This is a genomic window from Pseudomonas sp. SHLD1 (assembly GCF_028640935.1).
Lineage (GTDB): Bacteria > Pseudomonadota > Gammaproteobacteria > Pseudomonadales > Pseudomonadaceae > Chryseomonas > Chryseomonas aestiva.
In genome coordinates, this window is record NZ_JAQZAD010000035.1 from 278,508 (window position 1) to 290,764 (window position 12,257).

The window sequence follows — 12,257 nt, forward strand, 5'->3', positions numbered from 1 at the left end:
ATCGTTTCTTGCGCCTGGAACCTCGCATGTTCTCCTTGCCCGTTCAATGGTTGTCCGCCAATCGCCAGAATCTCGGGCGCCTGGTCCTTATCCGCGTGCTGGTACTGGCCGCCCAGGCCGGCTCGGTGGGGATCGCCCGGCTGTCGGGCATCGTCCAGCTGCCCTGGACGGCCCTGGCCATCACCCTGGGCGTCTCGGCGGTGCTCTGCCTGTTCGCCGCCCTGCGGCTGACCCGCCCCTGGCCGGTCACCGAGCAGGAGTACGCGGCGCACCTGGGTTGCGACCTGGCCATCCACAGCGCCCTGCTGTATTTCGCCGGCGGTCCGACCAACCCCTTCGCCTCCTATTACCTGGTGCCCCTGACCATCGCCGCGGCCACGCTGCCCTGGCTCTATACCCTGGTACTGGCGGCCCTGACCCTGGCGGTCTTCTCGCTGATGCTGCTGTCCTACGAGCCGCTGCATCTGCTGGTGGCCAATGACGGCGCGGTGCTCAGCTACGGCATGTGGCTGAGCTTCGCCCTGTCCGCCGCTGTCATCACCCTGTTCGTCGCGCGCATGGCCACCGCCCTGCGCGAGCAGGAAAGCCTGCAGGCCCAGCGCCGCGAGCAGGCCATGCGCGATCAGCAACTGCTGGCCGTGGCCACTCAGGCCGCCGGCGCCGCCCACGAGTTGAGTACGCCGCTGTCCACCATGAGCGTGCTGCTCAAGGAGCTGCAGCAGGAGTACGCCGGCCAGCCGACCCTGAGCGAAGACCTGGCGCTGTTGCAGGCCCAGGTCGGGCAGTGCAAGCAGACCCTGCAGCAACTGGTACGCGCCGCCGAAGCGGACCGCCGCCAGACGGTGCAGGAGCAGACCGCCGTGGAGTGGCTGGAGGCGACCATGGATCGCTGGCACCTGATGCGACCGGAAGCCACCTACAGCTTCGAGGTGGTCAGTCTGGGCACGCCGCCGCGCCTGACGCCGCCGGTCGAACTTACCCAGGCACTGCTGAATCTACTCAACAACGCCGCCGACGCCTGCCCGGAAAACCTGGCCATCCGTCTGCACTGGGACGCCCGCGAACTGTGCCTGTCGATTCGCGACCATGGTGCCGGGGTGCCCCTGGCCATCGCCGAGCAGCTCGGCAAGCCCTTCTTTACCACCAAGGGCAAGGGCTTCGGCCTGGGCCTGTTTCTCAGCCAGGCCAGCGTCACCCGCGCCGGCGGCACGGTGAAGCTCTACAATCACGAAGAAGGCGGCACCCTGACCGAATTGCGCCTGCCGCGGCACTACGCCCTGGCGTGAATGCCTGGAGAATTCTATGACTGACGACCTCAACAGCGGTTTCGACGACCAGCCCCATATCCTGCTGGTCGACGACGATCCCACCTTTACCCGGGTGATGGCCCGCGCCATGGACCGCCGCGGTCTGCGCGTGTCCATCGCCGACAGCGCCGAGGAAGGCCTGCAACTGGCCAAGGAAGACCTGCCGGACTACGCCGTGCTCGACCTGAAGATGGAAGGCGACTCGGGGCTGGTGCTGCTGCCCCAGCTGCTGGAGCTGCACCCGGAGATGCGCGTGGTGATCCTCACCGGCTATTCCAGCATCGCCACCGCGGTGGAAGCCATCAAGCGCGGCGCCACCAACTACCTGTGCAAGCCGGCCGATGCCGACGACGTCCTGGCCGGCCTGCTCGCCCAGCACGCCGATCTCGACACCCTGGTGCCGGACAATCCCATGTCGGTGGACCGCCTGCAGTGGGAACACATCCAGCGGGTGCTGTCCGAGCACGAAGGCAACATCTCGGCGACCGCGCGCGCCCTGGGCATGCACCGCCGTACCCTGCAGCGCAAGCTGCAGAAGCGTCCGGTACGTCGCTGAGAACCTGTTCAAAGTCGGCTGCGCGTCGGCCAACCGGCGTTGAAAAGACCTTCGGAATGCTCATTTACCACTCGTAAACCCGAGCGCGGGTCCGATCCGCTTCCTCAGGTGTTTTCGCGGGGCCGCCCAGGCCTTGTTTGGCTCTAGCTCGCGCGACTTTGAACAGGCTCTTTCTTCTTGCCATCGCCCATGATCGCCGTGGGCGACAAACTGTTACATTGTTTCAGTCAGAATTCGTTCAGGCTTTCCGGCATAGGCTGTGCAGGCGTCTCGTTGAGCAGTCCTTGAGAGTCCGAGCATGTCCGAATCCGCCGTACCCGTGCCCTCCGTCTACGGGGCTTCCCGTGGACATTTCCTGGCCCGCGTCTGGGCCCTGATCACCCCCTACTGGCGCAGCGAGGAGAAAGGCAAGGCCTGGCTCCTGCTGTCCGTGGTCATCGCCCTGTCCCTGGCCGGGGTCGGCCTTTCGGTGGCCCTGAACACCTGGTACCGCTATTTCTACGATGCCCTGCAGAATCGCGATCTGGCCGCCTTCATCCGGCTGATGCTGTATTTCTGCGGACTGGCCGCCACCGCCATCCTGCTGGCCGTGTACCGGCTCTATCTGACCCAGGCGCTGACCATCAACTGGCGGCGCTGGCTGACCGAAAAGCACTTCGGCCTCTGGCTGTCCGATCGCAACTACTACCAGCTGGAGCGCGAAGGCGGCGCCGACAACCCCGACCAGCGCCTCACCGAAGACATCCGCGACTTCGCCGACACCACCCTGAGCCTGGGGCTGGGCTTCATCCGTACCGTGGTCAGCTTGGTGTCCTTCGGCGTCATCCTGTTCGGCATCTCCGGCGACATCACCCTGTTCGGCATCACCATCCCGGCCTATATGTTCTGGGCGGCGCTGATCTACGCCGCCGTCGGTACCTGGCTGACCCATCTGATCGGCCGTCGGCTGATCGGTCTCTACAACCAGCAGCAACGCTATGAAGCCGACCTGCGCTTCGGCCTGATCCGCGTCCGCGAGAAGGCCGAGAGCGTGGCGCTGTTCCGCGGCGAAGCCAACGAGCACCGGCGCCTGCTGGATCGCTTCGGCTATGTCTGGGGCAACTACCATCTGGTGATGAACTACACCAAGCGGCTGACCTTCTTCACCGCCGGCTACAGCCAGATCGCGATCATCGCCGGCTTCGTGCTGGCGGCGCCGCGCTACTTCTCCGGCAAGATCCAGCTGGGCGACCTGATGCAGATCAACTCGGCCTTCGGCAATGTCCAGGAGAGTCTCAGCTGGTTCGTCGACGCCTATGTCAGCCTGGCCGGCTGGCGCGCCGTCTCCGACCGTCTGCTGACCTTCCGCGAGACCATGGCCGAATTCAGCCAGGAGACCGATATCCTGGTGCCTCATGCCAGTGACAGCGACCTGATCCTGGAAGGGCTCTCCCTGGGGGCCGCCGGCCGGTTGCTGCTGCATCCCACCGATCTGCGCATCGCCCGTGGCGAACACCTGCTGATCGAAGGGGCTTCGGGCAGTGGCAAGAGCACCCTGTTGCGCGCCCTCGCCGGACTCTGGCGGCAAGGGCAGGGCGGTATCGCCGTACCGCCGGGTCGCCAGCTGTTCCTGCCGCAGCAGCCCTATCTGCCCATTGGCACCCTGCGCGAAGCCCTGGCCTATCCGCAACCCGTGGAAGCCTATACCGACGAGCGCCTGACCGAAGTCCTGCGGCACTGTCGCCTGGACCAGCTGGTGGAGCACCTCGACGAAAGCCGTCATTGGGAACGTACCCTGTCGCCGGGCGAGCAGCAGCGCGTCGCCCTGGCCCGGGCGCTACTCTATGCCCCCGACTGGCTGTTTCTCGACGAAGCCAGCTCGGCGCTGAGCGAAGCGGACGAGCGCGCGCTCTATGAACGCCTGCTGGCGGAAAACCCCGGCCTGACCCTGGTCAGCGTCGGCCATCGTCCGAGTCTGCGCGCCTACCACCGTCGCCACCTGCTGCTGGAGGGTCAAGAGCTGCGTCCTAGAGCGGTTGGCGAGGCATCCTGATATGGACTAAGCGGTCTAAATCGGGCGTTTGGGAAGAGGGGGGTGCTATGATTCCAGAGTCCCTTCAATCGGTACGAGAATCCATGTCAGCACCCACCGTATCCCGCCCCCGAAAAAGACCCCGTAGCCTGGCAGAAGAGGTCGTCGGGGTGCTGATTCAGCAGATCGGCGACGGCCAGTTCCAGCCCGGCGACAAGCTTCCCACCGAGTCGGCCATCATGCAGGCCCAGGGCGTGAGCCGCACCGTGGTGCGCGAGGCCATTTCCCGACTGCAGGCCGGTGGCTATGTGGAGACTCGCCACGGCATCGGCACCTTCGTGCTGGAGCGGCGCCCCGAGTCGCCGTTGCCGATCGATCCGGCCACCATCACCACCCTCAAGGACGTGCTGGCGATGCTCGAGTTGCGCATCAGCCTGGAAGTCGAGGCCGCGGGCCTGGCCGCCCAGCGTCGCTCGGCCGAGCAACTGCAGGCCATGTGGGCATTGCTGGAAGCCATGCGCACCGGCGTCGAAGAGCCTGATCGCGCGGTAAGCGCCGACCTGGAGCTGCACCTGCTGATCGCCAGCTCGACCGGCAATCGCTATTTCAGCGACATCATGAGCTACCTGGGCACGGTGCTGATTCCCCGGACCCGCCTCAATTCCGCCTATCTCGCCCACGATGACCAGCAGCTCTACCAGCGCCGTCTGGATGCGGAGCACGAAGCCATCCTCCAGGCCATCGAAGACGGCAACCTGGAAGCGGCTCGCGCCGCCATGCGGCTGCACCTGAGCAACAGTCGCGAGCGTCTGAGACGCGCCCACGAAGAAATGGAGCGTCAGGCGGAAGAGCTCTGAAACAGGGTGGGAGCATCTTAAGGAGCATTTTTCTGGTTGGGGCTTGCCCCTTCCATAAAAGAGGTTGTACGATGACTTACAACAGGTAGCGGACCTGCCGCACCTCAGTCCAACCTTTGCCGAGGCACTCAAGATGACTCCACAAGAACTCAAACACGTCCTCTCTTCAGGTCTGCTGTCCTTCCCGCTGACCGACTTCGATGCCAACGGCGACTTCCGCCCCGACACCTATGCCAAGCGCCTGGAGTGGCTGGCCCCCTATGGCGCGACCGCGCTGTTCGCCGCCGGCGGCACCGGTGAATTCTTCTCGCTGGAAGCCAGCGAATACAGCGGCATCATCAAGACCGCGGTGGACACCTGCCAGGGCAGCGTGCCGATCCTCGCCGGTGTCGGTGGCTCCACCCGCCAGGCCATCGCCTATGCCCAGGAAGCCGAGCGCCTGGGTGCCAAGGGTCTGCTGCTGCTGCCGCACTACCTGACCGAAGCCAGCCAGGACGGCGTGGCCGCCCATGTCGAAGCCGTCTGCAAATCGGTCAAGATCGGCGTGGTGGTCTACAACCGCAACGTCTGCCGCCTGCAGCCCCATCACCTGGAGCAACTGGCCGAGCGCTGCCCGAACCTGATCGGCTACAAGGATGGCCTGGGTGACATCGAGCTGATGGTCGCCATCCGCCGTCGCCTGGGCGATCGCTTCAGCTACCTGGGCGGCCTGCCCACCGCCGAAGTCTATGCCGCCGCCTACAAGGCGCTGGGCGTGCCGGTCTATTCCTCGGCCGTGTTCAACTTCGTTCCCAAGACCGCCGTGCAATTCTACGAAGCCATCGCCCGTGACGATCACGAGGCGGTTGGCAAGCTGATCGACGACTTCTTCCTGCCGTACCTGGAAATCCGCAACCGTTGCGCCGGCTATGCCGTCAGCATCGTCAAGGCGGGCGCCAAGATCGCCGGCTACGACGCCGGTCCCGTGCGGACCCCGCTGACCGATCTCAAGCGGGACGAATACGAGCAACTGGCCGCGCTGATGGACAAGCTCGGTCCGCAGTAAGGTCCGCTACCCGGGAGGTGCTCCGGCATCTCTCCTCCCGTTGCACAACCCGCGGCCAGTCGCTTGGTCGCGGGCTTTTTTTTGCCCGCTCGCCGGGGTTGGCAGACCTTGGTAGCACGCGGCGGGAGGCGACCGGCTTAAGCTATCGCTAAGGACCGGGTGCGAGGCTGAGCAGGCCAGCGCGCCTGAGCGCGAAGCCGGGCAGGGTGGCGCTCCAGCCCTTTCCTGAGCAACGCTTCGCTTGGAGATCCCCGCCATGAGCGCCGCCCTGCTGTATCTCGCCCTGGCTGCATCCCCCGGACACACGACCTGCCTGGCGGCAAGACCGCCCTCGGCCGCGGCGCTGGCGCAGGCGGTCAGTCATCCTCCAGCGGCCGGGCCCCGGGCGCTGCCGGTCATCCATACCGCAGGGACCCTGCCGCATACCGGCATCCACGACCAGTCCGCCGCGGCGGTACGGGATTTCGGCTACATGCTCGATCTGGCGCTGGCTTGGCGGGACAGTCGCGATGCCGTGGCCCTGGCGCGCCTGGGCAGCTATCTCGATGCCTGGCTGCCAGGGTATCGGCCCAGCTTCCAGCCCATCGACGAAACCAACCTGAGCAGCCTCATCGTTGCCTATCAGCTGACCGCGGCGGACCTTCCCGCAGCAACGGCCCGGCGTTCCCGCGCCTTCATCAAGACCCTGGCCGAGGGTTATCTGCAGCAGATGGAGGCGCATCGGGGGAATGCCCACGGGGTCTGGAGCAACAACTGGCAGAGTCACAGGATCAAGCTGGCGACCCTGGCCGCCGGTGCGCTGGACGATCCGGCGCTGTTCGCCCGGGCGCGGGCGGCCTTCGTGGCGCAGCTGTCGGTCAATCTCAAGCCCGATGGCGAGGTGCTGGACTTCGGTGAGCGCGATGCCCTGCACTATGTCGTCTACGACCTCGAACCCCTGGTACTGGCGGCGGCGGTAGCCCAGGGTCGCGGCGAGGACTGGTTGCACTTGCCTGGCGCTGAAGGCCAGACCCTGGCCAGGGCGCTCGACTGGTTGCTGCCTTATGCGCAGGGTCAGCGCAGCCACGAGGAGTTCCGCAATACGACGGTACGCTTCGATGTGCAGCGTGCCCAGGCCGGGCTGCCCGGCTATGCGGGTCCCTGGCAGCCCCAGGGCGCCAGAAACCTGTACTGGTCGGCCAGTCTGCTCGACCCGCGCTATGCGTCCATCGCCCGACAGCTCGCTGCGACACCGTCCCGGCTACTGTGGGCCTATGCCCCGGCCTGTCAGGGCTAGCGCCCGTATCAGTCCAGGCTGCGGATGCTGACCCGGGAGGTGCCGTCGGCCACCATGTCGAGCCGATCGGCCGCGCTGCGCGACAGGTCGATCAGGCGTCGACGAACCGTCGGGCCGCGATCGTTGATGCGGACCACCACACTGCGGCCGTTGGCCAGGTTGGTGACCTGGACGCGGGTGCCGAAGGGCAGGGTGCGGTGGGCGGCGGTCAGGGCGCCAGGGTCGTATTTTTCGCCGCTGGCGGTGCGGCGACCGGCGTGCCACTTGGAGTAGAAGGACGCCATGCCGGTGTCCTGATAGTCATGGACAGCGCTGGAGGACAGCGTGGGCGGGAAGCTTTCCTGACTGGCGCAACCGGCGAACAGCAGGACCAGCGACAGCAGTCCGGCACGGTGGATCCGATGCATCTCGATGCCTCCTGGCAAAACGACCGGCAGCAGCTTAAGGGATGAGTGTGGTGATTCAGAAGCCATCTACACAATTTTGGCGGCGCTTTTTCGGCCGCGGCGGTGGACCGTCCCGGCGGCGTTGCCGCTCCCCGCCACAGCTCTGCTATGACGCGTCGCGGCGCCGAACCGTCAAAAAATCACTCGCTAATTCTTGCGCGAACGTCTGCAACACCACACCAGGACCGGGGCTGTCAGCCCCGGTCCGTAACCCCGTGCGACTGCCGTCAGCCTTCCAGTTTCTGCTTGAGCAGCTGGTTGACCTGGCCGGGGTTGGCCTTGCCCTTGGAAGCCTTCATCGCCTGACCGACGAAGAAGCCGAACATCTTGCCGCGCTTGGCTTCGTCGCTGGCGCGATATTGCTCGACCTGGGCGGCGTTGGCGGCCAGGACCTCGTCCAGCATGGCCTCGATGGCACCGCTGTCGGTGACCTGCTTGAGGCCCTTCGCTTCGATGATGGCATCGGCGCTCGCGCCTTCGCCGGCGGCCAGTGCCTCGAACACCATCTTGGCGATCTTGCCGGAGATGGTGTCGTCCTTGATGCGCAGGATCAGGCCGCCCAGCTGGGCCGCGCTCACCGGCGCCTGGGCGATGTCCAGGTCCTGCTTGTTGAGCAGGCTCGACAATTCACCCATCACCCAGTTGGCCGCCAGCTTGGCATCGCCGCTCACCCGCTGGACTTCCTCGAAGTAGTCGGCCAGTTCGCGGCTGGCGGACAACACGCTGGCGTCATAGACCGACAGCCCGTACTCGCTCTTGAAGCGATCGCGCTTCTCGGTCGGCAGCTCGGGCAGCTGACTGCGCACCTCGGCCAGGAAGGCCGGCTCGATCACCACCGGCAAGAGGTCGGGGCAGGGGAAGTAGCGGTAGTCGTTGGCTTCTTCCTTGCTCCGCATGGAGCGGGTCTCGTCCTTGTTGGGATCGTACAGGCGGGTTTCCTGCACGACCTTGCCACCGTCCTCGAGGAGCTCGATCTGGCGCTGGACCTCGTGGTTGATGGCCTTCTCGATGAAGCGGAAGGAGTTGACGTTCTTGATCTCGGCGCGGGTGCCGAAGGCCTCCTGGCCCTTGGGGCGCACCGAGACGTTGCAGTCGCAACGCAGCGAACCCTCGGCCATGTTGCCGTCGCAGATGCCCAGGTAGCGCACCAGGGCATGGATGGCCTTGACGTAGGCCACGGCTTCCTTGGCGCTGCGGATGTCCGGCTCGGAGACGATCTCCAGCAGCGGCGTGCCGGCGCGGTTCAGATCGATGCCGCTCATGCCGTGGAAGTCTTCGTGCAGGCTCTTGCCGGCGTCTTCTTCCAGGTGCGCGCGGGTGATGCCGATGCGCTTGACGGTGCCGTCTTCCAGGGTGATGTCCAGGTGCCCCTTGCCGACGATGGGATGATCCATCTGGCTGGTCTGGTAGCCCTTGGGCAGGTCCGGGTAGAAGTAGTTCTTGCGCGCGAAGACGTTGCGCTCGGCGATCTCGGCATCGATGGCCAGGCCGAACTTGCAGGCCATGCGCACGGCCTCGGCGTTGAGCACCGGCAGGGTGCCGGGCATGCCGAGGTCGACCAGGCTGGCGTGGGCATTGGGCTCGGCGCCGAAGCTGGTGGCGCTGCCGGAGAAAATCTTCGATTGGGTGCTGAGCTGAGCGTGGATCTCAAGCCCGATCACGGTTTCCCATTGCATGTCTCTATCCTTCCTCAGAAGCCGCTCGGCGCCTGGCGATGCCAGTCGCTGACCTGCTGGTACTGGTGGGCGACGTTGAGCAGACGGCCTTCCTGGAAATAGTTGCCGAGCAGTTGCACGCCCACCGGCAGGCCGTCGACGAAGCCGGCCGGCATCGACAGGCCCGGAATGCCGGCGAGGTTGGCGGCGATGGTGTAGAGGTCCTCGAGGTAGGCGGAGACCGGGTCGTCGCTCTTCTCGCCGAGTTTCCAGGCCAGGTTCGGCGTGGTCGGGCCGAGGATGACGTCGACCTCGGCGAAGGCCGCGACGAAGTCGTTCTTGATCAGCCGGCGGATGCGCTGGGCCTTGAGGTAGTAGGCGTCGTAGTAGCCGGCCGACAGGGCATAGGTGCCGACCATGATGCGGCGCTTCACCTCGGCGCCGAAGCCTTCGCCACGGGATCTCTTGTAGAGATCTTCCAGATTGACCGGATTCTCGCAGCGATAGCCGAAGCGCACGCCGTCGAAGCGCGACAGGTTGGAGCTGGCCTCGGCCGGGGCGATGACGTAATAGGCCGGAATCGCGTGCTGCAGGGTGGGCAGGGAGATGTCCTTGACGGTGGCGCCGAGCTGCTTGAGCGCCTCGACCACGGCCAGCACCTTCTCGCCGATGCGGGCGTCCAGGCCGGCGCCGAAGTATTCCCGCGGCAGACCGATGCGCAGGCCGCTCAGCGGCTGCTGCAGGGCAGCCTGATAGTCGTCCACTGGCTGGTCGACGCTGGTGGAGTCCTTGGGGTCGAAACCGGCCATGGCCTGCAGCAGCAGGGCGCAATCCTCGGCAGTGCGCGCCAGCGGGCCGCCCTGATCGAGGCTGGAGGCGTAGGCGATCATGCCCCAGCGCGAGACGCGGCCGTAGGTGGGCTTGATGCCGGTGAGGTTGGTCAGGGCCGCCGGCTGGCGAATCGAGCCGCCGGTGTCGGTGCCGGTGGCGGCCGGCAGCAGGCGCGCGGCCACGGCCGCGGCGGAGCCGCCGGAAGAGCCACCCGGCACCCGGGTGACGTCCCAGGGATTCTTCACCGGGCCGTAGTGGCTGGATTCGTTGGCCGAACCCATGGCGAATTCGTCCATGTTCAGCTTGCCGAGGGAGACGGCGCCAGCCGCGGCCAGCCGCTCCACCACGGTGGCGTCATAGGGCGCCTTGAAGCCGGTGAGGATCTTCGAACCGCAGCTGGTCAGCACCCCCTGGGTGCAGAACAGGTCCTTGTGGGCGAGCGGCGCACCGAGCAGGGCGCCGTTTTCGCCGGCGGCGCGCCGGGCGTCGGCAGCCCGCGCCTGGGCCAGCGCCTGGTCGGTGGTCACGGTGATGAAGCTGTTGAGCCGGGGGTCGAGCTGCTCGATCCGCTGCAGCAGGCCGCGGGTCAGTTCCTCGGCGGAAAAATCCTTGGCGGCCAGGGCGGCGGCGATTTCGGTCAGGGTCAGCTGATGCATGTCGTGTCTCACTCGATCACCTTGGGAACCAGGTACAGGCCGGCTTCCACGGCCGGGGCGATGGCTTGGTAGGCCTCGCGCCGGTCGCCTTCAGTGGCCTGGTCGGGTCGCAGGCGCTGGGTGGCCTCCAGCGGGTGGGCGAGGGGGGCGATACCCGTGGTATCCACGGCCTGCATCTGGTCGACGAGGCCGAGGATGTCGTTGAGGGTGGCGGTGGTAGCGGCGAGATCCGCTTCATCGAGACCCAGACGGGCCAGGTGAGCGATCTTTTCGACGTCGGTGCGTTCGAGCGCCATCGGCTTCTCCAAGCAGGAAGGCGGCGTGACCCGGTTGGCGGCCGCGTATGCTGGAGACGGGCTGGGCAGGTCGGGCGCCGCGTTGAACAGGGGCTTAACGGCCCGGAAAAGCTCTCAATCTAGCATATCGGCGCCTTGCCCTAAATCCCTGCGATTGTTAGAGTCTGCCGCACTTTTTTACCCGCACGTTTGTCCTGTCGCGTGCCTGCTTGTCACCGCCTAGGGTCACCTCATGTTCAAGAAATTGCGTGGCATGTTCTCCAGCGATCTGTCGATCGACCTGGGAACCGCCAACACCCTGATTTATGTCCGCGAGCGTGGCATCGTGCTCAACGAGCCGTCGGTCGTCGCCATCCGTACCCATGGCAACCAGAAGAGCGTCGTCGCCGTCGGTACCGACGCCAAGCGCATGCTTGGTCGGACGCCGGGCAACATTGCCGCCATCCGCCCGATGAAGGACGGCGTCATCGCCGACTTCAGCGTCTGCGAAAAGATGTTGCAATACTTCATCAACAAGGTGCACGAGAACAGCTTCCTGCAGCCCAGTCCGCGGGTGCTGATCTGCGTGCCCTGCAAGTCGACCCAGGTCGAGCGCCGCGCCATTCGCGAATCCGCGCTGGGCGCGGGTGCCCGTGAGGTGTTCCTGATCGAGGAGCCGATGGCCGCGGCCATCGGCGCCGGTCTGCCGGTCGAGGAAGCCCATGGCTCCATGGTCGTCGACATCGGCGGCGGCACCACCGAGATCGCCCTGATCTCGCTGAACGGCGTGGTCTATGCCGAATCCGTCCGCGTCGGCGGCGATCGCTTCGACGAAGCCATCGTCACCTACGTGCGCCGCAACTACGGCAGCCTGATCGGCGAATCCACCGCCGAACGCATCAAGCAGGAAATCGGTACCGCCTATCCGGGCGGCGAGGTCCGCGAGATCGACGTCCGGGGCCGCAACCTGGCCGAAGGCGTACCGCGCAGCTTCACCCTCAATTCCACCGAGGTGCTCGAAGCCATGCAGGAATCCCTGGCGACCATCGTCCAGGCGGTCAAGAGCTGCCTGGAGCAGTCGCCGCCGGAGCTGGCCTCCGACATCGCCGAGCGTGGCCTGGTGCTGACCGGTGGTGGCGCCCTGCTGCGCGACCTGGACAAGCTGCTGTCGCTGGAAACCGGGCTGCCGGTGATCGTCGCCGAAGACCCGCTGACCTGCGTGGCCCGTGGCGGCGGCAAGGCGCTGGACATGATGGATCGCCACGCCATGGACCTGCTGTCCACCGAATAAGGCAGTTCCAGGCTACAGGCCCCGCTCCGGCTGCTCCTGGCGGCCGGAGCG

At 66.1% G+C, this 12,257-nt stretch carries 11 protein-coding genes; 7 read left to right on the top strand and 4 right to left on the bottom strand.

What is annotated here, in order from left to right; translation table 11 throughout:
* The first annotated feature begins 26 nt into the window (after positions 1-26).
* The 6 genes from PVZ77_RS24865 to PVZ77_RS24890 all read left to right on the top strand — a co-directional run bounded on the left by PVZ77_RS24865 (position 27) and on the right by PVZ77_RS24890 (position 7,052).
* Entirely contained in the window at positions 27-1,286 is a 1,260-nt protein-coding gene (locus tag PVZ77_RS24865; protein WP_183631112.1) for an ATP-binding protein, read from the top strand.
* 16 nt (positions 1,287-1,302) lie between these two features.
* Positions 1,303-1,863: a response regulator transcription factor gene (locus tag PVZ77_RS24870; protein ID WP_007159542.1), complete on the top strand. Its 561-nt coding sequence runs from the start codon at positions 1,303-1,305 to the stop codon at positions 1,861-1,863.
* Between the two features lie 298 nt (positions 1,864-2,161).
* Positions 2,162-3,895 (top strand): ABC transporter ATP-binding protein/permease, encoded by a 1,734-nt coding sequence (locus PVZ77_RS24875; RefSeq protein WP_273808706.1) that lies wholly within the window; start codon positions 2,162-2,164, stop codon positions 3,893-3,895.
* An 83-nt stretch (positions 3,896-3,978) separates the two neighbouring features.
* Positions 3,979-4,731 carry a FadR/GntR family transcriptional regulator gene (locus PVZ77_RS24880; RefSeq protein ID WP_273808707.1) on the top strand — a complete coding sequence of 251 codons (753 nt, stop codon included), beginning with the start codon at positions 3,979-3,981 and terminating at the stop codon, positions 4,729-4,731.
* Positions 4,732-4,864: 133 nt separating this feature from the next.
* Positions 4,865-5,776, top strand: a complete 912-nt coding sequence (kdgD, locus tag PVZ77_RS24885; protein WP_273808708.1) for a 5-dehydro-4-deoxyglucarate dehydratase — start codon at positions 4,865-4,867, stop codon at positions 5,774-5,776.
* A gap of 256 nt (positions 5,777-6,032) precedes the next feature.
* The gene (locus tag PVZ77_RS24890; protein WP_273808709.1) at positions 6,033-7,052 is read left to right on the top strand and encodes an alginate lyase family protein; all 1,020 of its coding nucleotides are present in this window, start codon (positions 6,033-6,035) and stop codon (positions 7,050-7,052) included.
* A gap of 8 nt (positions 7,053-7,060) precedes the next feature.
* On the opposite strand, the gene PVZ77_RS24895 is transcribed toward PVZ77_RS24890, so the two are convergent.
* From PVZ77_RS24895 to gatC, 4 genes are all read right to left on the bottom strand, one after another.
* Complete coding sequence (locus PVZ77_RS24895; protein ID WP_273808710.1) at positions 7,061-7,459, bottom strand: septal ring lytic transglycosylase RlpA family protein; 399 nt, start codon at positions 7,457-7,459, stop codon at positions 7,061-7,063.
* A 266-nt stretch (positions 7,460-7,725) separates the two neighbouring features.
* Entirely contained in the window at positions 7,726-9,174 is a 1,449-nt protein-coding gene (gatB, locus tag PVZ77_RS24900) for an Asp-tRNA(Asn)/Glu-tRNA(Gln) amidotransferase subunit GatB (RefSeq protein ID WP_273808711.1), read from the bottom strand.
* Positions 9,175-9,188: 14 nt separating this feature from the next.
* On the bottom strand, positions 9,189-10,640 hold the full coding sequence (gene gatA, locus PVZ77_RS24905; protein WP_273808712.1) for an Asp-tRNA(Asn)/Glu-tRNA(Gln) amidotransferase subunit GatA: 1,452 nt from the start codon (positions 10,638-10,640) through the stop codon (positions 9,189-9,191).
* Positions 10,641-10,648: 8 nt separating this feature from the next.
* Complete coding sequence (gene gatC / locus PVZ77_RS24910) at positions 10,649-10,936, bottom strand: Asp-tRNA(Asn)/Glu-tRNA(Gln) amidotransferase subunit GatC (RefSeq protein ID WP_133859854.1); 288 nt, start codon at positions 10,934-10,936, stop codon at positions 10,649-10,651.
* Between the two features lie 232 nt (positions 10,937-11,168).
* Here gatC and mreB point away from each other — a divergent pair, with 232 nt between their 5' ends.
* Positions 11,169-12,206 (top strand): rod shape-determining protein MreB, encoded by a 1,038-nt coding sequence (gene mreB / locus PVZ77_RS24915; RefSeq protein ID WP_133859853.1) that lies wholly within the window; start codon positions 11,169-11,171, stop codon positions 12,204-12,206.
* Positions 12,207-12,257 lie beyond the last annotated feature (51 nt).

What these genes read in the sequence shown, in the direction of transcription:
- PVZ77_RS24895 (WP_273808710.1), bottom strand. Translation starts at nt 7,459, where the DNA reads ATGCATCGGATCCACCGTGCCGGACTGCTGTCGCTGGTCCTGCTGTTC.
- kdgD (WP_273808708.1), top strand. Translation starts at nt 4,865, where the DNA reads ATGACTCCACAAGAACTCAAACACGTCCTCTCTTCAGGTCTGCTGTCC.
- gatA (WP_273808712.1), bottom strand. Translation starts at nt 10,640, where the DNA reads ATGCATCAGCTGACCCTGACCGAAATCGCCGCCGCCCTGGCCGCCAAG.
- PVZ77_RS24870 (WP_007159542.1), top strand. Translation starts at nt 1,303, where the DNA reads ATGACTGACGACCTCAACAGCGGTTTCGACGACCAGCCCCATATCCTG.
- gatC (WP_133859854.1), bottom strand. Translation starts at nt 10,936, where the DNA reads ATGGCGCTCGAACGCACCGACGTCGAAAAGATCGCTCACCTGGCCCGT.
- PVZ77_RS24875 (WP_273808706.1), top strand. Translation starts at nt 2,162, where the DNA reads ATGTCCGAATCCGCCGTACCCGTGCCCTCCGTCTACGGGGCTTCCCGT.
- gatB (WP_273808711.1), bottom strand. Translation starts at nt 9,174, where the DNA reads ATGCAATGGGAAACCGTGATCGGGCTTGAGATCCACGCTCAGCTCAGC.
- PVZ77_RS24890 (WP_273808709.1), top strand. Translation starts at nt 6,033, where the DNA reads ATGAGCGCCGCCCTGCTGTATCTCGCCCTGGCTGCATCCCCCGGACAC.
- PVZ77_RS24880 (WP_273808707.1), top strand. Translation starts at nt 3,979, where the DNA reads ATGTCAGCACCCACCGTATCCCGCCCCCGAAAAAGACCCCGTAGCCTG.
- PVZ77_RS24865 (WP_183631112.1), top strand. Translation starts at nt 27, where the DNA reads ATGTTCTCCTTGCCCGTTCAATGGTTGTCCGCCAATCGCCAGAATCTC.
- mreB (WP_133859853.1), top strand. Translation starts at nt 11,169, where the DNA reads ATGTTCAAGAAATTGCGTGGCATGTTCTCCAGCGATCTGTCGATCGAC.